The organism is Bradyrhizobium sp. MI1.7 (assembly GCF_055811795.1).
Genome location: NZ_JBVVPO010000060.1, coordinates 25,149 through 51,324 on the forward strand (window position 1 = coordinate 25,149; position 26,176 = coordinate 51,324).

Consider the following 26,176-nt stretch of genomic DNA (forward strand, 5'->3'; position numbering starts at 1 on the left):
GCCGCGTTGTGCGCGTTTCAGTGCGATCGAGTCTGCGCTCGGCCACGGCACTTCGGCGGCACGAGTTGGAACTGTAGCAATACGCTCGGACGTGACCGATCGGGTCGAGCGTATGGCCGCTTCGTCGCCGAACCAAATATTGTGTGGGCGTGGGAAGGAGGACACGGCTTGCCGCCGAGCCGGAAGATGCAAGCAACAAGTTTTTTCGGAGGTTAACGAGCAATTACGGGCCTCTTTGCGAAGCAAATCCTATGCTGCGTGCTATGGCAACTGCCAAAAGCGACCTTGTCTGATGGGAGACATCAATGCACGCGTGCGCATTCAAAGACAGCTACAGCCTGCCGACTGCAGTTCCGTCCGCCACGGAACTATTGCTCTACCGGAAAGACCGCTTTCGCCTCCGCGCTGAGAGAAGTTGGCGTTGTCTTCCTGACGTTGAAAGCGACCCCCGGATCGATGCCGATATTGTCGTCTCGCGCTGGACCGATATTCGCGCGGTATGCCGACAGGTGCGGGCGCCGTTATCTCTCCGGCATGTGATCTCGGTCGCCCTCAAGCCAACACATGTCAAAATTACGAGAGATTCGTTGACAGTGTTCGACGGACCAATGCTAGCGGGGACGATACACATCGCAGGACCGGGCAAGGCCTTGGTTGCTGAATTTCGAGATCCCTGCGATTTTCTGCATTTGCATGTATCGTCCGGTTATCTTCGTAAATGCCGGGAGCAGGCTGGTCTCGGTCGGACATTGGGGGTATTGAACGACCTCGTCATTCGCGATCCACTAGCGGAATTGCTTGGCCAAACGCTGATCGCGAATGCCGCGGCAAGTGATGGCGCTTATGCGGATTGTTTTTGCCAGACATTGACAATGCACATTGCGCGGTTAGGGAACGCGCGAAAAGCTGAAAATGCTCTACCTAACTGGCGCCTCAAGCGTGTCCGCGAATACGTCGATGAGCATCTCGCGGAATCCATCGGCCTCGCCGATCTCGCCGAGGCGGCTGGCCTATCGCGGATGTATTTCGCGGCACAGTTTCGGGTGGCTACCGGCTACCCACCGCATCATTATGTGCTTCACCGGCGAATTGACCATGCCAAAGAGCTTCTCTCGGGCACCAATCTGCCGCTCGTTGAAGTGGCCCTAGCCGTGGGCTTTCAAGAGCAATCGCATTTCTCAACTGTTTTCAAGCGTTTCACGGATGAAACTCCAGCGCGCTGGAGGAGAACTGCCATGGCTGCGATATCTGACCGGAGCCGTCAAAGGCCCCTGGTCAGCCCGCGTCATCAAGAAGGGGCGCTCGTATAATTCGCGGCCGTCCGAACTGTCAGGCAATTAGCGACGACGTTGCCAGCAAAAATCCGAGGGCGATTCCTTCTGCAATCTTCGTCAGGTGCTCCTGCTACGTCAGCAGGCTAGTTTTGGAATCAAGCTGGTATCGGCTCGACCTGATGCTTCACGCATTGCTGCATGGTGCCGACGGTGCCCGAGCCGAAGCCGCCCTTGACGGCATTGCCGGGGTCCACTGCGGGCTGCGCGACGTCGCTAGCGTAAGCCTTGGCTTCGTCCTGGTGGAGGTACGCATCGATCGGCTTCGGCCCGACCACGCCGGTCGCCAGACCTGGCCGATCTGCTTGACGTTGGCGACGCGGGTTGACCAGCCGGCGCCGAAAGTGGACCAGGTGTTGAGGTGCTGAGCCGCCCGGTTTGGGGACTTTGAGCAGCGACGATACAGGACCGCAGGGCCTCAACGGGGCGCCGGTCGCGCTCGCAGGAAAGCGAGGAGGCAGGTTGGCTGTGCGTACTGCCTATCGCCTAAATCAAGCATTCGAGTGGGCCAGGTGCTCACGACCAACTTCACGCGTGGCTTACCTTCGAAGGCTCATATCGCTTGTTCGCAGCATTGCGTCGCCAGCGTGCCGGAGTGTCACCCACGCGTGCTTTGAAGACAGTCGAGAAGTGCGCCTGCCCCTGGAAGCCGACGAAGAGAGCGAGCTCCACGATTGGCATATCGGTGCTCGATAGAATCACCTTCGCGCGTTCGATGCGCCTGTGGAGAAGGTAGTCGTGTAGCCCGTTGCCCGTCGCTCTTCGAAACTGCGCAGCGAAATGGCTTTGCGACAATCCCGCCACACCGGCCAATGTGGCTAGCGTTGGCGGATCGTCGAGGTGCGCGTCGACGTACTCTTGTACGCGTTCCAAGCGCGAGGGCAGAAGAGGTACATCTGGTGGACATGGTCGCTCCAAAGTTGCGATATGCGTGACTAGACTGCGGCCGACGCTCTCGGCGTACCGCGGGTCGTCTGCGTGGCAACTAATTAATTCACGCCCAAGGAGCCTTGCCAGCGGATCGGAGACGACGACATCGCCGAGATCCGGCACTAAGGGGCGTTTTCCACGGAGTGGGGCTCCTTGGAGCGCTCGAAAGTAGCCGTCCGACACATATAGGTGCAAAAAGTCGAACGGGTCGCGAAACTCAGCGGTCATACGCTGGTCGGGAGATGTAATATGCAAAGTTCCTTCAGACATTGCGCCATCGAAGATCAGGCGCTGCCCTCGAACGAGCTTCAACCGCGAGTCCCTTAATGCGATCCGAATGATATGTCGATCGTATGGAGACGCCGCGGCTTCCCGGCGAAACCCATTTTCGAGATCGGTCCAGCGTGAGATCAGAATGTCCCCTTTGATGAGTTGATCCCCGGAATCGTCGATAGGGCGATGCCAATCTCGCTCTTCATAAATCGAGCCAGAGCGTCTGGAACATTGTTCGCAGGGCGCCTGTTGCGCAAATCCAGGCACGCCTCCCGAGGTAGATGCTGCTTTGGTGCTTCGGTGCCGCATGTCGTCCGCAATTGCTGAAAAGAAGTTGTGGGGGACGCGGGGCCGCTGAACGTCCATTTATCGGCCTTCCGGCGTCCTGTGTCGTCCATCATGAACCTTGCTCCAGGCCGATGTTAAACGCGAATAAAAGTTTGAAAATCAGACGAGATGGGTTCGCTCGCGCGTCAATTGGCGGTCGCGCATGTCAGCCGAACGGGCCCTCAGCGAGACAGTGGTGGCTGAGTGCGATCGTCCTATCGGCAGGAAGAGTGGTCGTGGCGAGGACGGCGTGCATTTCCACAAAGTCACTTTCGTCCGAAAGAAGAGTTATGCAAACGACGATAGTGATAGCTGATGCTAGCGAGAAAGGCATTCCTAGAGGTGTCGCCTTGGGACGTCTGCAATCATGAAATGCCTGAGACCGGGGATGTCGCGGCCAAGAGATTACTCTGGCGCGATTGCGAATGCTCCAGTCATGGAGGCCGTCCTTATCGGCCAGTCGGGTTCGTAAGTCGAGCGCTACCCGTCACAAGTACTGTCGTGTCGAACCAATTCCATGGAGGTTGAAATGAGAGTCACCCAGTTCATGCGCCGTATGTCAGCCGTCAATCGTCGTCGTGCGGTCTTGGGTATGTTCGGAGCGATCGTTGCTGCAGCGTTGCCAAGTCATGCAAGAGCAAAAGCGAAACGCGCTTCGCCGGGTGCTCTCCCGGCTTATCCAGTGACGCACTATCGAAAAAAGACAATCGATCGCGTTAATGTATTCTACCGTGAGGCCGGCCCCAAGAATGCGCCAGTGGTGTTGTTACTCCATGGATTCCCGACCTCGTCGCACATGTTTCGCAACCTCATTCCTGCGCTTGCAGACCGCTATCACGTGATAGCGCCGGACTATCCCGGTTACGGCCAGAGCGATATGCCGAACCGCGCCAACTTCGCTTACACGTTCGATCATTTTAGTGAGCTAGTAGATAATCTGCTCGTTCAACTTGGCGTCGACCGCTATGCGATGTACGTCATGGACTATGGCGCTCCAGTTGGCTGGCGCCTGGCATTGAAACATCCCGAGCAGGTGGCAGCTCTGATTGTTCAAAACGGCAACGCCTATGAAGAGGGGCTGCAGGAATTTTGGGATCCGATCAAGGCATACTGGGTCGATGGTTCTGACGCGCACCGACAAGCACTCATGAAGCTTGTGACGGTGGAGACGACAAGGTTTCAGTATACCGATGGAGTGTCGGACCTTAGCCGAATTGCCCCCGATAATTGGGTGTGTGATCAGGCACTTCTCGATCGGCCTGGAAACAGTGATATACAGATGGATCTGTTCTACGATTACCGGACGAATCCGCCGCTATATCCCGCCGTGCAATCGTACTTCCGCAAACATAAGCCGCCTACGCTGATTGTTTGGGGCAAGAACGACAAGATTTTCCCCGCATCCGGTGCGTATCCCTTCAAGCGCGATCTCCCCCAGGCTGAGTTTTATCTCATAGACAGTGGACATTTTCCGCTGGAGGACAAGTTTAGTGAGATGGTGCCGCTGATCCGCGGGTTCCTCGATCGAAGCCTTTTGCGCGGCTGATTGGGAGAACGCCCGGCGCGCCTGGCGCTCTCAGCATTTGAGAGTATCAACGAGGATGCGGTGGAGACGTGTTCCGTGAAGGCAGTTACGAACAGAAGCGCACAAGCCAAAGCCAGCCGGATGGGAGTTGGCTCTTGGGTGGTTATAATCGTGCTTCTGCTATTCTTGTTGGCGGCGGCGGTCCCCATCTACCATAGCTCGAGGCTTGGGAATGGCGCGGGCTTGCCGCTGTCGACGTATATCGCGATGGCGCTCGGAATCGTGTTCTCGCTTGGCGTCGGCTTTGGCCTGATGGCGTTGCTGTTTTATAGCAGTCGTAAAGGCTACGATGAGCCGCCGGTGTTAATGGACGAGAGCGAGCGCGCGGAGAGCGCGAACCTGCCAACGGAGAGTACGGAGCAGGTGACAGGCCACCATGAGTCTCAATAATTAGCCGGAGTACTGGCGATTAACGGCTAGTGTCGGCCGGTTTGTATGAGACGACGTGTCTCCGCCAGCACAGGGTGCGTTGCAAGCCTGATTGCGACACGCGGGGAGTGTTAGATCCCGGCAATCTCACGAACGCTAGCGTTGCGCTAGGAGGCCGATCCCCGTGGGTGTCATCGGCTTCGGATGGCCTGTCTCCGTGCCGGCCGCGATTGGCTGCATATCGTTGGATCACCTCTCGCCAGGCGTATCCGAATGTGGGTCGAGAGCCGATTATTGATCACGTGCAATTCCCAAAAGCAGCCAGAGCTCGAAAGAAGAGTGGGAGCTCCTCACGTACGCTGGTGATGCCGACGGGGGTAATGCAGGCCAATCTCGGACAATCAAGGAGAAAGAGCGTGAGTGCATCCATCATCGCTGGAATCAAGATTCCGGACTCCAAGCTGGCGCATCATACCACGGAATTCATCCGCGATTCAGAATCGCCGCTGCTTTACCATCACTCCAGGCGGACGTTCCTGTTCGGCATGCTTCACGGTGAGCGACGCGGTCTGAAGGCGGATCCGGAGCTGCTCTACGTAGCGACGATGTTTCATGATCTAGGTCTAGTCGAGGGACACCGACACATGGATCGGCGATTTGAAGTCGACGGCGCCGATGCGGCTCGCGAGTTTCTCAGGTCTCATGACGTCCCTGAGGATGCCATCCGCCGGGTCTGGTCGTCGATCGCCCTCCACACCACGCACGGTATTCCGGAATTTATGGAGCCAGAGATAGCTCTCGTAGCTGCCGGAGTGGAGACCGATATCGATGGAAGAGATTTGAAACTGCTCGATGCTGCCACGGTCAAAGAGATCCTTGCGGAGCATCCACGCATCGACTTCAAGCGTCAGGCATTCAAGGCCTTCACCGAAGGTTCTAGAGATCGACCAGACACAGCTTTCGGCACCATTACAGCCGACGTCCTCGAGCATTTTTCTCCCGGCTTCAGGCGAAAAGACTTCGTCGAGGTGGTCATGAACAATGAATGGCCGGACTGAATCCTGATCAGGAGCCGCTTTCGGTCTGAGCTGGGGTCTCCTTGGCGCGTGAAAGGCGATTCAGCAACATGCGACAATACATTGATCCGATCCTCCATCGCCGGCGCGAACGTTTGGTCAGAGTTATCGCGCTGGCAACATTCGTCGTCTTCTTTCAAGCGTACATGGTGGCTCCGATTATTCCCGTTCTCTCCAATGCCTTTGGGGTATCGGACGAGAAGATTGGCCTCGTCGTACCGGCTTACTTGATCCCATATGGCGTTTCGACATTGGTATACGGAGCGTTGGCTGACCGTATTGGTATTGCCCGTGTCATGTTCACGTCGCTGCTGGCCTTCTCGGCACTTACGATGCTGACTGCGACCGCACGAACATACGAGCAACTGCTCCTGTGGCGCGCCATTACGGGAGTTGGCGCGAGCGGGATCGTTCCCCTTGGGTTAGCGCTTGTGGGGCGGCTGTACCCCTATGGGCAGCGCGGTCGCCCCCTTGGCTGGCTTTTCGGCGCTATGGCCGGCGGGATGGCGTTCGGATCTCCGTTGGGAGCGCTGATCATTCCCGTCGCGAACTGGAGCGGGTTGTTTATCGTTGTCGGCTGGTTCGGCCTGTCGCTGCTGCTCCTTCTCTTGCGCTATCTCACCGTTATCGAAACTACGGTGCCTCCGTTGAAGGGCACAGTTTACCAGGTTTTCGATGGCTATAGGCGTCTCTTGGGAACGCCGCGTGGCCAGCGGACCTATGGCTACGTCTTTCTCAACTCAATGTTTCACTCGGGCGTGTTCACCTGGTTAGGTGTCTATCTCGAGCGTCGCTATCATCTTGGTCCCGCAACGATCGGCCTCGCGCTGCTCGGCTACGGCATACCGGGATTTCTTCTAGGGCCGTTGATCGGCAGAGCGGCAGATCGCTGGGGCCGTGCGAGGCTGATTCCAATTGGTCTAATCTTGAGCTCGTTGGCGGCGATGGCGTTGGCGCTTGGCACACCGGTGATGTTCATCCCGATCGTCGCAATCATACTGTCCTTGGGGTACGATATGACCCAACCACTTTTTGGTGGAATCGTCACGTCTCTCGGGGAAGGCCGAGCCGGCCAGGCCATGGGCCTAAGCGTATTTATGCTTTTTGTCGGCTTCGGGCTCGGGAGCCTGATCTTCGGCGCACTCATGCAGTACGGCTTTACGGTCGCATTTGCTGCATTCGCGATGATCGAATTGCTAATCGCCCTGATGTCCTTTGGGCTATTTCGTTCAGAGGTGGTTCTTGCCGGCCTGATCTTGCTTTGCTTGGCCGGGTCAGGCGTGCTGCCCCGACAATCTCCGCCAACCGTGCAGACGCTGCCATCCACCAACTCCGAATCGAGATTGGCCGAACTTGGAGAAGCATCGTCGAATTCGCCGCGTGGATAAAGCAGTCGAAATCTCAATCAGTCAGTTTTTGCAGATAGGAGAAATCGGCATGAGGCCGGCATTTGAGAACTTCCCAAGTGAGGCCGCCGAAGACGCAGTGTCGCGTCGAAGATTCTTGACAGGCGCTTCCGCTGGGATCGCGGGGAGTGTCGTCGCAGGGAGAGCAATGGCTGACTCGTTGGCCGATGTGCCGCCGCGGGAAGTTGGCTCCGATCTCAGCGGCCACAGCGAGCGATCAAAGTACGTTCATATCGAGCGGATTCCCGAGGCGGGGCCAGGACGACGCCACGTCGACCCCGGCGACGCGATCAATTCGAAAACGCCCCTGGACAAACTGGTCGGCGCGATCACGCCGTCGGACCTTCACTACGAGCGCAGCCATGCGGGTGTACCCGAACTCGACCCCGCCAAACACCGTCTTCTGCTGCATGGCATGACGCAGAAGCAACTGGTTTTAACATTGAACGATCTCAAGGCGATGCCGTCGATTTCGCGGATGGCCTTTATCGAATGCACCGGTAACGGGTGGGAGAACTGGAAAAACGCGGACGAGAACCTCACCGTGCAGAATACCCATGGCCTCGTCAGTACGAATGAATGGACCGGAGTGCCATTAAAGTTCCTGATCCAATTGGTCGGCAAGAACTCCGGGGCCACGTGGATGCTTGCCGAGGGTGGCGATGCCGCGGGCGTTGCGCGTAGCATTCCACTCACGGACGAGATCATGGACGAGGCTTTCGTTGCCTACGGTCAGAATGGCGAGCCGCTCAGGCCTGCTCACGGTTTCCCGATCAGACTTATCATGCCCGGGTTCGAGGGAAATCTAAACATCAAATGGCTTCGGCGTCTGAAGTTCGGCGATCAACCCTGGATGACCCGCTGGGAAACCGCTCGCTATACGCAGCTTCTGGCAGACGGAAAGGCGGCCCAGTTCCAGCTCAGGATGGAGACCAACTCTGTTATCACCTCGCCATCCGGAACGATGGTGATAGAGCCTGGATACAATCGCATCACAGGCTTGGCCTGGAGCGGTCATGGCAAGGTCGAGAAGGTCGAGATCAGCACCGACGGCGCGAAGAGCTGGAAGCAAGCCGAGTTGAGTCATCCAGTACTTCCAAAAACCCAGACCCGATTTCAGATGAGCTGGATCTGGGATGGCCGAAGCACAAAGATCGTAAGTCGTTCTACCGACGATAAGGGCAACGTTCAACCAGATCGCGCTGCACTTATCGCACTCATGGGAACAAACGCGCTCTTTCACTACAATGCGCAGCAGACCTGGAGCATCGACGCAGCAGGGAGAGTCCGCAATGTTCTTGCATAAGCTCTTCTTGCGAATTGCCCTTGCCAGCTGCTTGGTGACACCGGTGCTGGCCGAAGAATTCGGGCGTCCTGCTAGGCCTGATGAGATCGAACTATGGGACATCGACGTGAGGCCGGACGGCAAGGGCCTGCCAGAAGGCAGTGGCACGGTGGCGCAGGGTAAAGCGATATTCGAAGACAACTGCTCAGGCTGTCACGGCACGCGCGGCCAAGATGGCATCAAGGATCGCTTGGTTGGTGGTCAGGGCACGCTCGCTTCCGAAAATCCCATCAAGACCGTCGGCAGCTTCTGGCCCTATGCCACAACGTTGTTTGATTACATTCACCGGGCCATGCCTTACCAGGCACCCGGTTCGCTAGGTGTCGACGACACCTATGCCGTCGCTGCCTACCTGCTTAGCCTGAACGGGATATTACCCATGGATGGGAAGTTGGACAAGCAGAGCCTGCCTAAAGTTCAAATGCCGAATCGCAACGGATTTGTTCCGGTACCGGAATTCGACTACCCGCAGAGCCACCATAACTGAGCTGGACGTCATGAAGGAAGCGACAACGACTGCCTCCGATGCGCATGCGTCGAGCCGAGGTTCGATTATTGGTGTGGTCGTTGCCATCTGCTTGTTCGGATTTGAAGGAGTAAAGGCGATGTCTATAGAGGGATTGATTTCGATCAAGAGCAACTACGGCCCAGAGGAAACGATGGAGCGGCTCGAGGCCGCGATCAAAGCCACGGGCATGACGGTGTTTGCCCGAATTGACCATGCGGCTGCGGCTGCCGCTGCCGGCATGAAGTTGCGCCCGACAAACCTTTTGATCTTTGGCAGCGCCAAGGGGGGGACGCCCCTAATGCAAACGGTGCAGACTATCGGCATAGACTTGCCGCTCAAGGCTCTTATCTGGCAGGACGAAGCGGGGGCGACCTGGATCTCATACAATGATCTGATTTGGCTCGCCAAGCGACACAAGGCAGAGACCAAATCGAAGGCGGCCATCCACGCTATGTTGATCGCGCTTGACGCAGTGGCTTCCACAGCCACCACAGCCAGAGTGGCACCGAACTGAGCGGTCGAACTCTGATCAGCGGCGAGGCCCACCCGGACGTTCAAGCGTCATCAGGAACGATGCGGCGATCTTATGGAGAGGCATTGCCTCGAGAGCCGCGGGCGAAATTTTTCGGCCAGCGGGTAGGTGACTTCCCGCGCCCGGGGCACCGGTGGATGAATCAAGTGTCTCACGTTTGCAAATTGCCACGCTGTGGCTGGTTCGCTCGAATGGCTACGTATCCTTTCAAACTCTTAGTCGTTTCGGGAGGCCTTGAAAGATCAACCTCTCAACCATCGGCTTGCGTTTATGACTGATATTCGGCGCTCGCGCCGTCCCGAGGCCCGCCGGTGGGCATTTCCTCCCCAGACCCGCCCCACGGCCAATGCCATCGGGCGCCTTTCAGGTACGTTCGATTGAATTCACCTTTGTCGATCAAAGGCCCGGAGTCGCCCTTAACTTGCCGAGCAACGCCTTTGCGGCCTTGAGATCGGAGCTATCGAATCCTTCCGTGAATCGGTTGAACACAGCAGCCAATAGACTGCAGCCGTCTGATTGACGACCTTGGTGTATCCACAGTTCGGCAAAGCTCATCGCGGTTCGCAATTCCCAAGAAAGAGCATGTTGCACGTCGGCCAATTTCAACGATCTCTGAAATAGCCGTTCCGCGCCCGCTAAATCCTCTTGATCTGCCGACGCTAAAATGACGCCTTTGATACGCAGCAGCTCTGGCAATATGAATGCTTGGCCGTTGTCTTCAACTCGGGCGATTGCATCGTCGATGGTCGCTGATGCGTCGTCACTCCGCCCGAGCTTAGCGAGGCCTTCGGCCAAGCTGCCAAGTAATGCCGGATGATGCAGTTCGTACCGGTCAGCTTGCAGTGCGCTGATTGCGCCACCCAACATCTCGACGCCTTCCTCTGCGTCGCCATGGTGAATATCCAACACACCTTTCAAGCCGATACCAACTGCACGGTGGGGACCGAGTGAATGCCTTTCGCAATGAGCGATAAGTCGCTCGATCACGCCGCGCGCCACGGGGACATTTCCGATGCGAACGAACATGAAACCAGAAAAGACCAGGCCGGTGCTCAATGTGACGGGATGCTCTATATCCGTGCGATCGTGGATTGTCTCCAGCGCCATCTTGACGGCCTGGTCGGGGAATCCCCTAAACCACCGAATTGCGGCCAACGCACACCGAACGCGCGTCTCCGTATGACTATCGAAGCCAAAATTACTCGACTGGTTGCGAGGAACGCTGGGATCGGCGAGAAGGCTCTCGCAACTTCTCTCGGCAGAAAGCTGGTTGCCGGCGAAATAGTTCGAAAGCCCGAGCATCCAATTCGCTACAGCAATGGGGGCTGGATCGTTCGTTTTTCGGGCGACCTCCTCATTGCGTTGCGCAAGTTCAAATGACTTGCGGAAATCCCCAATTGCAATGTGGAAGTTGTGAAGGGAGCGAAGCATCCGCATTTGGAAGTACGGATCGCCAAGGACCTCGGCCAAATCCAGTGCTCTCATCAGAGCGATCCGCGCATCCTCGCGGTAGCCTTCCGTAAGCATCAACGATGATCCCAGCGACGCCTGCAATTCCATCTCTCGTCGCGTGGCGCGATCAGGTTCGCCGATTACTCCCAGCGCTCGCCTCGTTAGGCGATGACATTCGGCCAATAACGAAAGCTCAGACAGGAAAGGTGCGACTAAGGCCGCCAGAGAAACTCCGACTTCGGTGTGGTTCGCGGACGATAGGCTCCAATCGAGTGCGCCGCGCGCGTTACCGAGCACTTCTGATCGCAGGCTCAAGTCTCGAGACATTGTGAGCGAGCTGGAATCGTGGCGTTCAAGGACTTCTCGATAATGGATCGCGTGACGCTGCTTCGTCGGGTCGAGCTCCCCGCTTTCTCCCAATTTGATTGCAGCATAGGTGCGGGTGGTATCAAGTAGTCGGTACCGCCGTTTTGTCCCCCCTTTGTCGACCTCAACAAGGGATTTTCCAACCAGAGCGGCGGTGGCCGCCGCGACACGTATGTCATCAAGATCTTCATCTGCTGCAACTGCGCACGCTGCCTCAAGTGTGAAGGTGCCGACAAAAACGGAAAGCCTGCGAAGAACCAAGCGTTCTTCCTGCGGCAGTAAATCATAACTCCAGTCGAGCGTTGCTCTCAGTGTGTGATGACGTGGGCGCGCCGTACGCCGTCCCTCCCATGTTAGCTCGAACCGATCCTTCAAGAGTGACAAGGTGCCCTCCATCCCATAGGCGTTGGCACGGGCAGCGGCGAGTTGAATGGCGAGGGCGATTCCGTCTAGCCGACGGCAAATTTCCCCGATTATGGGAACATCAGTATCGGTCAGCGTGAGTTGTCGTCGTCCGCCAGCGATAGCGCGTTCCATAAATAGCTGCACGGCGGGGAAATCGAGTACCTGCGTAGCGGTGAGGCGTACGTTATCGGGTGGACTGGCGAGCGGCGGTAGCCGATGAATATGTTCGCCTTCGACCCGCAAGGATTCCCTGCTGGTCGCCAATATGTGCACTTGCGGTGCGTTCGCGAATATTCGCTCAGCTAGCGTCGCCACGGTTTCTATTACGTGCTCACAGCTGTCAAAGATCAAAAGCGTTCGTTTGTCCCGGAGATGGTTAATCAAGGCAGTAGTGAGATCCGCGGACTGAAGCGGAATACCAAGCGTCACGGCAATAGTGCCAGGTATGAGAAGCGGATCACTCAGCAGTCCAAGATCGAAAAGATATACGGCGCCGCCAAACTCGTTGTTCAGCTCGTGACCGACTGAGACAGCCACCGTGGTCTTCCCAATGCCGCCCGGTCCCACGATCGTGAGAAAGCGCTCGGTCTTCAACCGGATAACGATTTCCCCGACCGTTTGATCACGTCCGAAAATCCGCGTAACCTTAGGCGGAAGATTGTAGTCCGGATCAAACGCCTGATTGGTCGATGCTGGGACCCCCGCGCGAAAAATCGGCGCGACGAAGCAATAACCCGTCCCGGGAATTGTACTGATATAGCTCGCACTCGTGGCTCCGTCGCCGAGTGCCTTCCGAAGCGCGGCGACCTGGACGCGAATATTGGCCTCGTCGACGGTGATCCCAGGCCAGGCTCGCGCGATCAGGTCACTCTTGCTGACTACCTTGCCAGCTTCTGCGACCAGAACGACAAGGATGTCGAGGGCTCGACTACTCAGACGAACCGGTGTGCCGTCACGTTCGAGGAACCGTCTCGCGGCGAACAGCCGGAACGGTCCAAACGAAACGACTTGATCGTGCGTCTCGCTCGATTCATGTCGACCTTCGTGTTGACCGCGATCAATGGGTAGGCCGGGCATTGTAGAGCCTAAGGCTTTTTGTAGGGGGAGCCGGCTGCTGGAAACAATCCTCGATTTATGCTGGTCCGAAATCAAGTTAGTTTATTGCCGCAGGCAAGGCCTCTGCCCGAAAAGCCGTGCAAGGACATTTCGATACGGTTGTAACGACCGGGCGGTCAGCGTCGATCCAAGCAACTCTTTAGCGTCGAGCCAAGCAACTCTAAGGTGTGGCCGGGTGGCTCTATGCCGTCCGCGGAGCATGCCACTTTGCGTTCGATCTCAAAACACAGTCCGAATTCGAAAGATGATACCGCGAAAGCGTCGCAGAATACGGAGCGAGGTCTCAATCCTTGTCATATGGCTCATACAAGACGGCGGAGCATCTCTTGAACACCATAGCGCGGCCCAAGATCCAATTCTCAGAGCAACTGCTTCTGCACGAGTTTACTCATAGAATTAACAACGAGTTTGCGTCGGCGATTCAGGTCGTATCCTCGACCGCGGCTAGATCGTCAAACGACGATGTGAAGACTGCACTGGCAAATGTACTGGAACAATTGCACGCCTACGCGCGGGTTCATCACGCGCTGCAGATGCCAACGCAAAGCGATCTTGTCGATGCCTCGAAATATCTGCGCGAGCTGTGCCTCTCGATAACTTGCTCCAAGCTCGTAAATGCGGGCATTGAGCTAATTCTTGTCGATCAGCCATTCCGATTGTCTGCCGAACGCGCGTGGTTGATGGGATTGATAATTTCAGAGCTCATTACGAACTCCGCTCGCCACGCGTTTGATCAGCGAGGTGGCGTGATTCGGGTTGATTGTCTGGTGTCACAAGAGTCCGTGGTGTGTCGAGTGTTGGACAATGGATCTGGTTCGATGGCGCAGCCAAGGAATGGAGGCGGCATGCGAATTATTAGCGGACTTGCGGAGGCCCTCGGTGCGACATTTGCCTTCAATCTTGGCGAGGCTGGTGCTGAAGCTATCCTTGATCTTCCGCTTGAGACGGTGTGCCTACTTCAGACACCGACGTGAGCTCAAATGATCTGGTGTCAGTGAGGGATTAGGGTCGCTCCAATCCGTTGAGCCGCACGGACGGTTCGGCCGTTTATGGGCTCCATGTGGAGCATTGGAGGCAAATCATGACAATCACTCCATCGCAAGTGTTCTCCAGGCGACGTTTTTGCTCCTGCTGTGTCGCGGGCGCGGCGCTTTCGACCGCTAGTCGTTGGCTTTCGCCGAGTGAGGCATTTGCCGAAGCACGCGGACTCGTAAGCGCTATCAAAGATGCCGCCGCGGTCTCACCGATCGTTACCCACAAGTTGCGTAACAATATCAGCGTGCTTGAAGGTTCGGGAGGGAACATTGCGGTTCTCGCGGGGGCAGACGGCAAGGTGCTCGTTGACGCTGGTATTGGAATCTCGCGACCGCGCCTTGCCAGGGCTCTTGAAGAGTTGGGTCCCGGAGCCGTCACACATGTCATAAACACGCATTGGCATTTTGATCATTCCGATGGAAATACCTGGTTGCATTCGACCGGTGCGAAGATCATCGCGCATGAAAAGACCCGAGAATATCTCTCAAAGGTGCAGCGAGTGGAAGACTGGGACTACAATTTTCTGCCCCCATCTCTGGATGGAATGCCCAGCGAAGTCTTCACGGAAGAGTACGATCTTCAATTCAACGCATCAAATCTCCACTTATGGCGGTACGCTTCCGCACACACTGACAGTGATATCGCCGTTACGTTTGCCGAGGCGGATATTGTTCATGTCGGCGACACGTTCTGGAACGGAGTCTATCCGTTCATCGACTACTCGACGGGAGGCAGCATCGACGGAATGATTGCTGCATCTGATGCCAACCTGACAGCAACCACAGACGCAACGATCATCGTCCCCGGCCACGGAAAGCCTATCGGCAATCGATCCGAGTTGAAGGAGTTCCGCGAGATGCTCGTAGTTGTTAGAGATAGCGTTGCAACTCTAAAAGAGCGAGGATTATCTCGCGACGAGACCGTTGCCGCGAGGCCGACCGCGGCCTTTGATGACAGATTCGGCAACTTCGTCGTCGATGGAGGCTACTTCACCAAGTTGGTCTACGAGGGCGTATGAGCGTGGTCTATCATGAACCTCCGCCGCCTATAACGCGCGCATTGAGCGCACCATCACCGAGATGTGGGTCAATCAGCGATTTGCGATCTATCAGTTCGTGCAAATTCGAAGCGCTTGCGCCCTTCGCTAGTGGCCCAAGACGGACATCGAACCATCCGACTTCAACGTCGTTTTCTGTGCGCATACCGGAGGCGACAACTTCCAGCGACACGCCTTCATGCATTGGTGTGGCCGACGCGCAAGCGAGCCGGGCAGGGCAGTCATTTTCGGGATTGGTTTGCGGTAACCTCTGTACCCTCTGCGGTCGGGCATCGTGTCTTTTCGGAATATCATGCGCTTCGTGGAATACGCGATCGATGGACCACTGTAGAATTCGGGAGCACCGCTCGTGAGATCGCGGGTATTCACGGATAATTGCTGTCGATCATGAGCGATGGATGCGGGTCATAAGCGACATACGGCGTTTCACTTCCGTTCGGGTTTTGGCCGAATGACGGTTGCGTTGCTCGCGCAAAATGGTGTTCGCGGGCGATTGGCCGTCTCCGAACTGTCATTGACAGCGTAGTCGACCGATAAGGAAGAACAAATGAGACAGGCGAAGCCCGCAACAATCGCCCTGCGGCGCAGGGAGTTCCTTGCCGGAACGGCCATGCTGCTGTTCAGCGCGACGACCGTCAAAGCGGCCACGATCGCGGGGAGGTTGCCCTGGGTTCCCAATGCAGGAAATCCGCCGCCGCCAATCAAGCTTGGGCCGTGGGAGTTCTTCAACGGCGAAGAAGGCAGAGCCATGGAGGCACTCGTTGATTGCATCATCCCGCCGGATCCGGAGACGCCGGGCGGCAAGGATGCCGGCTCCGCCGTGTTCATCGACCGGCAGCTGGCTGGGCCTTACGGCCGGCAGGAGGGATTGTATGTGCGCCCACCGTTTCAGCCCGGCCTGAAGAATCAGGGCCATCAGTCGGCGAACGGTCCGGCACAGGATTATCGGGACGGTCTCGCTGCATTCGATCGTGCGTGCAAGCAGCACAGTGGTGGAAAGCCCTTCGCCGAGCTCTCCGGCGACGACAGGATCGCGCTTCTGAAGGCGGTCGAGAAGGGCGAGCTCAAGCTCGACGGCGTCGACGGCAAGGCGTTCTTCACGCAACTCGTCAAGGACGCGCAGATGGGATTTTTCGCGGACCCGATCTATGGCGGGAACCGCGACATGGTCGCGTGGAAGATGATCGGCTATCCGGGCGCGCGCTACAACTATCTCGATTGGGTGAACCGCCACAACGAGCGCTTTCCGCTGCCGCCGGTTGGCATGACCGGCAACGCGCAATGGACGAGGTCGTAGCATGTCCCGAAGGCTTCCCAGGAAAGACGTCGTCATCGTCGGTTTCGGCTGGACCGGCGCGATCATGGCTAATGAGCTGACCGACGAGGGGCTCGAGGTCATCGCTTTCGAGCGCGGTCCATGGCGCGACGCGCCGACGGATTTTCCGCCGGGCTACATGCAGGACGAACTTCGTTATCGCATCCGGCACGAGCTGTTCCTGCGTCCGGACCAGCTGACGTTCACGTTCCGCAATAAGATGGACCAGACGGCGCTGCCGATCCGGAGCTGGGGCGCGTTCATGCCGCCGAACGGCGTCGGCGGCGGGGGCGTGCACTGGAATGCCGAAATGTGGCGGTTTCTCCCGTCGGATTTCGTGCTGAAGACACATCTGACCGAACGCTATGGCGCGGCGTTCCTGCCCCCGGATATGACGATCCAGGATTGGGGCGTGACCTATGACGAGCTCGAGCCGCATTACGATCGCTTTGAATATCTGTGCGGCACGTCGGGGACGGCCGGAAATCTGAGCGGCAAGATCATGGACGGCGGCAATCCGTTCGAAGGGCCGCGGTCCCGTCCTTATCCGACCCCGGCGCAGGCCCAGCCGTTCAGCCATACGCTGTTCGGGAAAGCCGCGCGCGAGCTCGGCTACAAGCCGTTCCCGCAGCCTTCGGGCAATCTCTCGCAAGCCTATACGAACCCGCTGGGCATGCGCCTTGGCCCCTGCACCTATTGTGGCTTCTGCGAGTGGTTTGGCTGCGGCAATTATTCCAAGGCCAGCCCGCAAACAACCATCCTGCCGCATCTCATTCGAAAATCGAACTTCAGCCTCCGCGACAATTCAGAGGTTGTTAGGATCAATGTCGATCGTTCAGGCAAGCGCGCTACCGGCGTGACATTCGTGGACTCGAGCGGCGAAGAATGGGAGCAGCAGGCCGACCTCGTGATCCTGTCGGCTTACACGATGTTCAACGTGCAGCTTCTTCTGCATTCGCAAATCGGGCAGCCCTACGACCCCGTCACCAACACTGGGGTCGTCGGCCGAAACTACACCCACCAGACGATCTCGTCGGTCAATGGCTTCTTCGACAACAAGAAGTTCAACTTCAACCCGTTCATCGCATCGGGTTCGATCGGGATGTGTATCGACGAGTTCAACGGCGACAATTTCGATCACGGGCCGCATGGTTTCGTCGGCGGCGGCTATGTCGGCCAGGTGCAGACAGGTGCTCGTCCGATCGAAAGCACCCTGGTGCCGCCGGGAACGCCGGCATGGGGCGCCGACTGGAAGAAGGCGGTGAAGGACAATTATCTCAGCACGGTCAAGCCCGGCACCGGTGTGCATGGCAGCTTCTACGCCTACCGCGACATCTACCTGGATCTCGACCCCACCTATAAGGACCGGTTCGGGCGTCCGCTGATGCGGATCACGATGGATCTCAAGGAGAACGAGATCAAGCAAAACAAGTTTCTCACCGACAAGTTCGCCGAGATCATCAAGGCGATGGGCGCTGAAAAGCTCGCCGTGCAGTATCGAACCGCGCCATACGACATAACGACCTACCAGACGACGCATCTCAACGGCGGTGCGATCATGGGGGCCGATCCCAAGACAAGCGTCCTCAACAAATATCTGCAGAGCTGGGATGTCCCGAATCTGTTCGTGATGGGGGCAAGCGCCTTTCCGCAGAACGCCGGCTACAACCCGACGCTCACGGTCGGCGCGCTCGCTTATTGGTCGGCGGCCGCGATCCGGAACCAGTACCTCAAGAATCCCGGAAGGCTGGTCGATGCGTAGGATTCCTCGCGTATGCACGCTCGTTTGCGCGGTGCTCGTTTCGGCGTCGCTGGCTGGCCGCGCGCATGCCGGCTCCGCAAACATGCAAGAGTTCACCCAGATCGAACGCGGGCGCTATCTGTCGATCCTGTCGGACTGTGCCGGCTGCCATACCGTTCCCGGCGGCAAGCCGTTTTCGGGTGGGCGGCCGATCGAAACGCCGTTCGGCAAGATCATATCGCCCAATGTCACGCCCGATCTGGAAACGGGCATTGGAGCCTGGAGCGACGATCAATTCGATGCCGCGGTGAGAAAGGGTATCGGACGAACCGGCGCGCATCTCTATCCGGCCATGCCTTACAATGCGTACACCCGGATGTCGCGTGACGATGTGATGGCAATCCGGGCCTATCTGACTTCGCTGGAGCCGGTCCGAAATTCGCGCAACGCGGATACGCTTCCGTTTCCATTCAATATCCGCTCAACGATGATCGTGTGGAACGCGCTCTACTTCACGGCAGGTGAATACAAGCCGGAACCGACCAAATCCGCCGAATGGAATCGCGGCAAGTTCATCGTCGACGGGCCGGCGCATTGCGGAGCCTGTCACACGCCGAAGACGCTGCTCGGAGGCGATCGAACCGATCAATATCTGCAGGGAGCAAATCTCCAGGGCTGGTCGGCGCCTGACATCACCAACAACCGGCGGACAGGACTGGGCAGTTGGACGGCAGACGATGTCGCGCTCTACCTCAAGACGGGGCACAATCGCGCTACCGCTGCGACAGGGCCGATGGCGGAGGCCGTCGAGCTGTCGACGTCCAGGATGAAGGATGAGGATACGAAGGCTATTGCGACGTATCTGAAATCATTGCCGGGCAACAAGGATGAGGCGAGGCTTGCCCCGGTGGGTGCGAACGTGATGGCGGCCGGAGGCGCGATCTACCGGGACCAATGCTCCGCCTGCCACGGGATCGAAGGCAAGGGCGTTCCCCACCTATTTCCCGCCCTCGCAGAGTCCACGATGGTGCGCTCGAATGATCCCACAACGGCAATCCGAATCGTGCTCCGCGGTGCGCGAAGTGTAGGTACGATGGCCGAGCCGACGGCGCCCGGGATGCCCTCCTACGGATGGCAGCTCGATGACCGCGAGATCGCGGCGGTCCTCAGCTATATCAGAAACAGTTGGGGGGCGGCGACTGCCCCGATCGACGCAAAGGACGTGACGCGCGTTCGGTCCGACACGGCGTCGCGCAACGATTGAGCTGACCGATCTCGGATTCGCCGGCCTATTAAAGTGGTAGGCGGAGTCCGTGCTGGTTCTGGCCTGATCATGCAGTTCGAGCTCGCACCACGTTTCTTTCACGCGTCCCGCTCCAACGCGAAGAAAGTGTTCCTCGATCACCACGGCGCCGTGGTGAACGATCTCGCTGAGGTGCGCGTTCATGCGACCCCGCTCGTGCGATCCTTCACCAACGAGCGCAGCCTCGAGGATTGGCGTCACTGGGTGCTGCATGTCAGCGACGACCAGGGCGTTGGGCTCTTCGTCGTCCCTTTCGTCCTCGTGCTCGGCAAACGGCATTGAGGTCAGCATGCGCGCAACACGATGGGCGACAGTACCGCTTCACCGAAAGGTGAACGACGTCGCCAGAGAACGCGATTACCGCGGCGACTTCCTCGGGTTCGCACACGCGGCCTAACGGGATCCGCTCGGCGAACTTCGCCAGCAGCTTCTTGTCATCCATCATGTCTTCCGTCATGCCCGTACGCGTCGGGCTGGGACAGAGTCATCGCCTTCAGGAGCCGGAAACTCCCATATACATCGATGCCCTGTTGGCGGATCAGCACCGATCTGCGGGTTAGAAGGGCCGATGTTAGGATCAGCGAACTTCCGGGTCCTCACGATTGACACGACGCGAAGACGTCGCCGGCCTGGAGCGCTCTTGACGCTTGCGATGCGGTGCTCCGGCAGTCCTCGGCCCAGCATTGCATGTTCCGCACGCCATGATGCCCGATCGATGTGACGGCTTCTCCGATCGGGCGCGGCCAAGTCTCCCGAAAACATCCGGAAAACACCGCTTCACCCGCCGCGCCGAGGCGCTGGCGAAGCGAGGATGGTCGTCCGCCGATCGGACCAAGGTCCTACGACCATGGTCGGCCGAAGCGCCAGACCTCGGTCCCACGAGTTCGTTGGACCTTGTACCCTGTCCCGTTGTTCACAGAAAAATCTAACCTGAGCCCATAGGAGCCATCCGACGCGGACGGCTCGCAAAAATTTCAACGGCTCGGCCGCCGCGGCGGACCGTGCGCCACAACAGGTGAGGCCGCCATGGTTGCGTACATCAGGAGCGATCTGGATTTCATTCTCGCGCAGATCAAGGTCGCGGAGAAGCACGCCGCCTATATCGTCAATCCGCTCGACCCGAACGCCGCGCCGCTCTACGGAGCCGGTCTGGCCGGCCAGGTCGGCTCGGTCCCATCCTACAACCTCAGCATCGGTCTTCGTACCGTCGACGGACAGAACAACAACCTGCTGCCCGGCCAGGAGAAGTGGGGCGCCGCGGACATGCCGTTCCCCGAACTGCTGGATCCGACCTTCAGGCCCGCGGAAAACGTACCGGGCAATTTCCTGCCGCCGGGCGCGCCCGCCGTGCCGACGTCTTACGCGCCGTCCAACAACCCGGGTTCGATGGTGTTCGATTCGAGCCTGCGCACCATCTCTAACCTGATCGTCGATCAGACGCTCGCGAACCCGGCGGCGATCATGAAGGGCCTGCAGTCCGGCGGGATCGTCGAGGCCACGCTGGCTAACGTCGCTCTCGTGCAAGATATCTACAACGCCTTCAAACCCGCGCTCGACGCCGAGTATCAGGCCCGCGTGGTGATGCAGAACGCCAAGGCGGCGGCGAACCAGCTGAGCGACGGCGACGAGTCCACCGTTCCCGGCGCGGCCGAACAGGCGGCGATCGACGCCTTCGCGGCGGCCACGGCGGTGCACAACGACATGCTCAACGATCTGGCGGTGGCGCGCGCGGTCCGCGATGCGGGCCTCGAGCCGTTCGGGATCACAATGGACGGCGACAACGTCCAGGTCGTCAACGTCTCTCCGGACGTCGGCCTGTCGGCCCCGTTCAACTCCTGGTTCACTCTGTTCGGCCAGTTCTTCGATCACGGTCTGGATCTCGTCAACAAGGGCGGCAGCGGCACCGTGTTCGTTCCGCTCCAGCCGGACGATCCGCTGTACGTGCCGGGTAGCCCGACCAACTTCATGGTCCTGACCCGCGCCACCGTCAGCCCGGGCGCCGACGGCGTCATGGGGACGGCCGACGACGTGCGTCCCGTCAACACCACGACGCCGTTTGTCGACCAGAACCAGACCTATACGTCGCATGCCTCCCACCAGGTTTTCCTGCGCCAGTACGCGCTCGACGCCAACGGCGTCCCGCACGCTACCGGCCAGCTGATCGAGGGCGGCGGAGACCAGCCGGGCGGCATGGCCACCTGGGGCGAGGTCAAGGAACAGGCCAAGATGCTTGGCATCCTCCTGACCGACCAGGACGTCGGCGCGGTGCCGCTGCTTCGCACCGACCCGTACGGCAACTTCATTCCGAATGCCGCGGGCTTCGCCCAGGTGATCACCGGCGTCGGCGCCGACGGCATTCCGAACACTGCGGACGACATCGTCATCTCCGGCACCTCGACGGCGCCGGTCAGCGTCGCCACCGCGATCCGTATCAACGCCGCCTTCCTTGCCGACATCGCGCACGACGCCGTGCCGAACGGCATCGCCGACGGCGACATTGAAATCGGGCTGCTCAACCCCGGCAACAACCCGGCGGTCTACGACAACGAACTGCTGGACGCCCACTTCATCGCCGGCGACGGCCGCGCCAACGAGAACATCGGCCTGACCGCGGTCCACCACATCTTCCACTCCGAGCACAACCGGCTGGTCGAGCACACCAAAGAGATCGTCCTGGCCTCGAACGACCTGGCCTTCCTCAACGAATGGCTGGCCGTCGACCTCGCCGCACTGCCGACGACGCCCGCTCAGATCGCCGCCCTCGTCTGGGATGGCGAACGCCTGTTCCAGGCCGCCAAGTTCGGCACCGAGATGCAATACCAACATCTCGTCTTCGAGGACTTCGCCCGCAAGGTGCAGCCCAACATCGACTTCTTCGTCGTGCCGGACGGATACCACGCCGACATCAATCCGAGCATTGTCGCCGAATTCGCGCACGTGGTCTACCGCTTCGGCCACTCAATGCTGACCGAGACGATCGACCGGCTCGACCCGACCTTCACTAACGACCAGATCGGGCTCATCGAGGCCTTCCTCAACCCGATCGAATTCGACTCGGGCCACACCGTCGCGGACAGCGTCGCCGCCGGCAACATCATCCGCGGCATGACGCGGCAGGTCGGCAACGAGATCGACGAGTTCGTCACCAGCGCGCTGCGCAACAATCTGCTCGGGTTGCCGCTCGATCTGGCTACCATCAACCTGGCCCGCGGCCGCGATGCCGGCGTGCCGTCATTGAACGCTGCGCGCCGCGACTTCTTTGAGGCAAGCAGCCACGCCGAAGAGCTGCGGCCCTACGCGAGCTGGGTCGACTTCGCGAGCCACCTCAAGAACGAGGCTTCGATTATCAACTTCGTCGCCGCCTACGGAACGCACACGCTGATCACCGGCGAGACGACGGTCGAAGGCAAGCGCGACGCGGCCATGGCGCTGATCTTCGGCACCAGCTTCGGCGACGTCGTCGTTCCGACCGACCCGGCCGAGCTCGCGGCATTCAATGCCGACCGCATAGCCTTCCTCAACGCGACCGGCATCTACGCCGGCGGCTCGCTGGGCGGCCTCGAGAACGTCGATCTCTGGATCGGCGGTCTCGCCGAGAAGGTCATGCCGTTCGGCGGCATGCTGGGCTCTACCTTCAACTTCGTGTTCGAGGTTCAGCTCGAAAAGCTGCAGGACGGCGACCGCTTCTACTACCTGCAGCGGCTCGACGGGCTGCATCTGTTGTCAGAGATGGAGAACAACACCTTCGCCAAGGTAATCGGCCTCAATGCCGACGCCGGCCATCTGCCTTCGGACGTGTTCTCCACGCCCGGCCTCATCCTCGAAGTCGACCAGACCCGGCAGTGGAATCCGGGGCTCAATTCGGCCGATCCGACCGGTGGCACGATCCTGACCCCGCTGGTCCTGCGCGACAACCCGGCGACCGATGGAGCCGAAGCGAACTACCTGCGCTATACCGGCGCCGACCACGTCCTGTTGGGCGGTACCGACCAGGCCGACACGCTGATCGCCAGCGAGGGTGACGATACCCTCTATGGCGACGCCGGCAACGACCGCATGGAGGGCGGCGCCGGCAACGACCAGTACATCGGCGGCGACGGTGACGACATCATCACCGACCAGTTCGGCGACGACATCATGCGCACCGGCCGCGGCCACGACGCGGTCAACGCCGGCCAGGGCGTCGACCTGATCGTCGCCGACGAGGGCAATGACTTCATCGTGCTCGGCGCCGACAGTCTCGATGAGGCCTTCGGCGGGGTCGGCAACGACTTCGTTCTCGGCAGCAAGACCACCGAGCAGACGCTTGGCGGCGAAGGTGACGACTGGATCGAGATCGGCGCCTGGACCGGCGCGGTCGGCGACAATTTCGACGACCAGTTCCAGCTCGATGCCGTCAAGGGCCACGACGTGTTCCACGGGGACGGCGGCTTCGACGAATTCATTGGCGAAGGCGGCGACGATATCTGGTTCGGCAGCCTTGGTCGCGGCAAGTTCGACGGCATGTCCGGCTACGACTGGACGACCTACGCCAACATGAATCTGGCGGTCGACGTCGACCTCAACCGGGTGATCCTGCCCGGTCTGCCGGTGCTTCCGGGCAACGCGGCGCTCGACAGTTTCACCCAGGTCGAAGGCGCGTCCGGATCGGCCCACAATGACGTCATCCGCGGTTCCGACGTCACCGCCGACCTCGTGCCGACCGAAGGCTTCCGCGGCAGTGCCCTGGATGCCGAGGGCATCGCCCTCATCACGGGCCTGCAGGCGCTTCTCGCCGGCGCGGGACCGGCCTCGTTCGATGCCAACGGCAGCTTCGTCGGCGGCAACATCCTGCTCGGCGGTGCCGGCAGCGACCTCATCGAAGGCCGCGGCGGCGACGATATCCTCGACGGCGACCGATGGCTGCGGGTGCGCATCGCGGTGATGTCCGACTTCGACGAGAACGGCCCGGTCGGCAACACCGTGCTCGAGTTCCACGACAGCATGACGACTCTGGTCCAGAAAGTGTTCTCGGGTCAGATCAATCCTGGCCAGCTCAAGATCGTCCGCGACATCGTCTCCGACGGCGCGGCGGCATCGGACATCGACACCGCAGTCTACTCCGACGTCCGCGCCAACTATTCGTTCTCGGCGCGCGCCGACGGCACCCTCGTGGTCTCCAACACCGGCGGCCTCGATCCGCTCGATGGCACCGACCTGCTGCGCAACATGGAGAGGTTGCAGTTTTCCGACGGCACTCTCGGTATCGTCGTAGGCACCCCGTTCAGCGACAATGGCCTCGCCCCGCAGGGCCCGCCGTCCGACAACCGTCCCGTGCTGAACGGTTCGGCGACCGACGACATCATCGTCGGCCTTGCCGGAGCCGACGTGCTCAACGGTCTCGGCGGCAACGACATCCTGGTCGGCGGTCCGGGTTCTGCGACGGGAACGATTGCCGACAACTTCAATTCGGGCGGCTATTCCGGCAACGATGGTAATGCTGCAAACTTCGCCGGAAACTGGACGGAAAACGACAACAACAGCGCCACGAGCGGCGACATCGAAATCGATGGCAATCGCCTTCGTTTCAACGAGACCGTCGATGGCGGCGAAACCATCGAACGCTCGATGAACCTGGCGGGGGCTACGGCCGCAACGCTGTCCTTCAGCTACGAGGATGACAATCTCGGCGTGGGCCAGAGTGTCATCGTCGAGGCCCGCAACAGCGGCAGCGGCACCTGGGAAGTTCTCGGCACGCTCGGCAGCACCACCGCGACAGGCAACGGCAATTTCAGCGCGACGCTGACCGCTGCCCAGATCGGCGCGAACTCGGGAATCCGCTTCCGGACAACCGGCGACGGCAACAACTGGGACAACGGTGACAATTTCTACGTCGATAACCTGACGATCACGATCGTCAGAGCCGGCATCAACGGCGGCGTTGACACCCTCAACGGCGGTCTCGGCAACGACACCTACGCGTTCGGGCTCGGCGACGGCAACGACCTCATCAACGAAGCTGTCAATGCCGCCAGCGGCGGCACCGCCGACCGCATCTCGATCCAGGCTCCGAACGCGGTCGATGCGTCCGGTCAGCCCATCATCGACCCGGTGACCCTGCTTCCGGTACCGACGATCACCGCGTTGGACGCCTTCGACAGCAGCACCGCGACCCAGACCGGCGACCTGGTCATCAATTACAGCCTACCGACCGGGCCTACGGGCTCCGTCGCCCAGTCCATCACGGTGGCAGGCCACTTCACCGGCAACAACGCGCAGACCGGCGTCGAACGCATCAACTTCAACGGCGCGACTTTCGCCGGCTATGCGCTCGGCGCGGAGGATTACTTCATCAGCCGCTCCGATCCGGCCGACCGGGCAGGCGGCGACGTCGACATGTCGCTGAATGCGGTGACCAACACTCAGGCCAACTTCGTGGTGGGCGAGCAGGGCGTCGACGACGAGATCACTGGCGGCGGCCTCAACGACCTGATCTTCGGCGGCACCGGCAACGACGACCTCGTCGGCGGGCTCGGCGACGACCTCCTGGTCGGCGGTGCGGGCAACGACGATCTCGACGCCCGGCTGAACCTCGCTGGTGACGACTTCGAAGGCGCCGTCGGGGGCCCCCCCACGGGGGGGGGGGGGGGGGGCCGCCCGCCCCCCCCCCCCGCGCCCCGCGGGGTAACGAGCGCGGCCCCCCCCGCCGGCCCCCCCACCCCCGC

At 59.7% G+C, this 26,176-nt stretch carries 19 protein-coding genes and 1 pseudogene; 15 read left to right on the forward strand and 5 right to left on the reverse strand.

What is annotated here, in order from left to right:
- Nucleotides 1–305 precede the first annotated feature (305 nt).
- Nucleotides 306–1,310 (forward strand): helix-turn-helix domain-containing protein, encoded by a 1,005-nt coding sequence (locus AC0L3X_RS36155; RefSeq protein WP_245328571.1) that lies wholly within the window; start codon nt 306–308, stop codon nt 1,308–1,310.
- A 119-nt stretch (nt 1,311–1,429) separates the two neighbouring features.
- On the opposite strand, the gene AC0L3X_RS36160 is transcribed toward AC0L3X_RS36155, so the two are convergent.
- Complete coding sequence (locus tag AC0L3X_RS36160; protein WP_063981723.1) at nt 1,430–1,609, reverse strand: hypothetical protein; 180 nt, start codon at nt 1,607–1,609, stop codon at nt 1,430–1,432.
- Nucleotides 1,610–1,859: 250 nt separating this feature from the next.
- Nucleotides 1,860–2,900 (reverse strand): AraC family transcriptional regulator, encoded by a 1,041-nt coding sequence (locus AC0L3X_RS36165; protein WP_084795007.1) that lies wholly within the window; start codon nt 2,898–2,900, stop codon nt 1,860–1,862.
- A gap of 490 nt (nt 2,901–3,390) precedes the next feature.
- Here AC0L3X_RS36165 and AC0L3X_RS36170 point away from each other — a divergent pair, with 490 nt between their 5' ends.
- The 7 genes from AC0L3X_RS36170 to AC0L3X_RS36200 all read left to right on the forward strand — a co-directional run bounded on the left by AC0L3X_RS36170 (nt 3,391) and on the right by AC0L3X_RS36200 (nt 9,664).
- Nucleotides 3,391–4,407 (forward strand): alpha/beta fold hydrolase, encoded by a 1,017-nt coding sequence (locus AC0L3X_RS36170; protein ID WP_063986163.1) that lies wholly within the window; start codon nt 3,391–3,393, stop codon nt 4,405–4,407.
- A gap of 222 nt (nt 4,408–4,629) precedes the next feature.
- Nucleotides 4,630–4,836 (forward strand): hypothetical protein, encoded by a 207-nt coding sequence (locus tag AC0L3X_RS36175; RefSeq protein WP_245328572.1) that lies wholly within the window; start codon nt 4,630–4,632, stop codon nt 4,834–4,836.
- A gap of 395 nt (nt 4,837–5,231) precedes the next feature.
- Complete coding sequence (locus tag AC0L3X_RS36180; protein WP_441256223.1) at nt 5,232–5,873, forward strand: HD domain-containing protein; 642 nt, start codon at nt 5,232–5,234, stop codon at nt 5,871–5,873.
- Nucleotides 5,874–5,941: 68 nt separating this feature from the next.
- On the forward strand, nt 5,942–7,279 hold the full coding sequence (locus AC0L3X_RS36185) for an MFS transporter (RefSeq protein WP_441256224.1): 1,338 nt from the start codon (nt 5,942–5,944) through the stop codon (nt 7,277–7,279).
- Between the two features lie 49 nt (nt 7,280–7,328).
- Nucleotides 7,329–8,603, forward strand: a complete 1,275-nt coding sequence (gene soxC, locus AC0L3X_RS36190) for a sulfite dehydrogenase (RefSeq protein ID WP_063986166.1) — start codon at nt 7,329–7,331, stop codon at nt 8,601–8,603.
- The gene (locus AC0L3X_RS36195; protein ID WP_084795009.1) at nt 8,590–9,129 is read left to right on the forward strand and encodes a c-type cytochrome; all 540 of its coding nucleotides are present in this window, start codon (nt 8,590–8,592) and stop codon (nt 9,127–9,129) included. Before soxC ends, AC0L3X_RS36195 begins: the two co-directional genes overlap by 14 nt.
- Before the next feature lie 10 nt (nt 9,130–9,139).
- Nucleotides 9,140–9,664 (forward strand): DUF302 domain-containing protein, encoded by a 525-nt coding sequence (locus tag AC0L3X_RS36200; protein WP_063981725.1) that lies wholly within the window; start codon nt 9,140–9,142, stop codon nt 9,662–9,664.
- 414 nt (nt 9,665–10,078) lie between these two features.
- Here AC0L3X_RS36200 and AC0L3X_RS36205 read toward each other — a convergent pair whose 3' ends face one another.
- On the reverse strand, nt 10,079–13,057 hold the full coding sequence (locus AC0L3X_RS36205; RefSeq protein ID WP_187387968.1) for an ATP-binding protein: 2,979 nt from the start codon (nt 13,055–13,057) through the stop codon (nt 10,079–10,081).
- A gap of 290 nt (nt 13,058–13,347) precedes the next feature.
- On the opposite strand from AC0L3X_RS36205, the gene AC0L3X_RS36210 reads away from it, so the two are divergent.
- Both AC0L3X_RS36210 and AC0L3X_RS36215 read left to right on the forward strand, forming a co-directional pair.
- A complete protein-coding gene (locus AC0L3X_RS36210; RefSeq protein WP_063981727.1) occupies nt 13,348–13,995 on the forward strand; it encodes a sensor histidine kinase in 648 nt (215 codons plus the stop codon).
- A gap of 107 nt (nt 13,996–14,102) precedes the next feature.
- On the forward strand, nt 14,103–15,074 hold the full coding sequence (locus AC0L3X_RS36215) for an MBL fold metallo-hydrolase (protein WP_063986167.1): 972 nt from the start codon (nt 14,103–14,105) through the stop codon (nt 15,072–15,074).
- A gap of 10 nt (nt 15,075–15,084) precedes the next feature.
- On the opposite strand, the gene AC0L3X_RS36220 is transcribed toward AC0L3X_RS36215, so the two are convergent.
- Nucleotides 15,085–15,297: a hypothetical protein gene (locus AC0L3X_RS36220; RefSeq protein WP_473317224.1), complete on the reverse strand. Its 213-nt coding sequence runs from the start codon at nt 15,295–15,297 to the stop codon at nt 15,085–15,087.
- Between the two features lie 363 nt (nt 15,298–15,660).
- Here AC0L3X_RS36220 and AC0L3X_RS36225 point away from each other — a divergent pair, with 363 nt between their 5' ends.
- The 4 genes from AC0L3X_RS36225 (at nt 15,661) to AC0L3X_RS36240 (ending at nt 19,754) form a co-directional block, all read left to right on the forward strand.
- The gene (locus AC0L3X_RS36225; protein ID WP_063981728.1) at nt 15,661–16,410 is read left to right on the forward strand and encodes a gluconate 2-dehydrogenase subunit 3 family protein; all 750 of its coding nucleotides are present in this window, start codon (nt 15,661–15,663) and stop codon (nt 16,408–16,410) included.
- A gap of 1 nt (nt 16,411) precedes the next feature.
- Nucleotides 16,412–18,190, forward strand: a complete 1,779-nt coding sequence (locus tag AC0L3X_RS36230; protein ID WP_063981729.1) for a GMC family oxidoreductase — start codon at nt 16,412–16,414, stop codon at nt 18,188–18,190.
- Nucleotides 18,183–19,433, forward strand: coding sequence for a c-type cytochrome (locus AC0L3X_RS36235; protein ID WP_063981730.1), 1,251 nt, complete (start codon nt 18,183–18,185; stop codon nt 19,431–19,433). The genes AC0L3X_RS36230 and AC0L3X_RS36235 overlap by 8 nt, the downstream gene beginning before the upstream one ends.
- Nucleotides 19,434–19,502: 69 nt before the next feature.
- Nucleotides 19,503–19,754 (forward strand): DUF6894 family protein, encoded by a 252-nt coding sequence (locus AC0L3X_RS36240; RefSeq protein ID WP_063981731.1) that lies wholly within the window; start codon nt 19,503–19,505, stop codon nt 19,752–19,754.
- On the opposite strand, the pseudogene AC0L3X_RS36245 reads toward AC0L3X_RS36240, so the two are convergent.
- Nucleotides 19,687–19,941, reverse strand: a pseudogene (locus AC0L3X_RS36245) (hypothetical protein); the annotation flags it as partial. The gene AC0L3X_RS36240 and the pseudogene AC0L3X_RS36245 overlap by 68 nt on opposite strands.
- Before the next feature lie 557 nt (nt 19,942–20,498).
- On the opposite strand from AC0L3X_RS36245, the gene AC0L3X_RS36250 reads away from it, so the two are divergent.
- Nucleotides 20,499–26,176: peroxidase family protein (locus tag AC0L3X_RS36250; protein WP_473317225.1), on the forward strand; the 5,678-nt coding region annotated here is incomplete at its 3' end.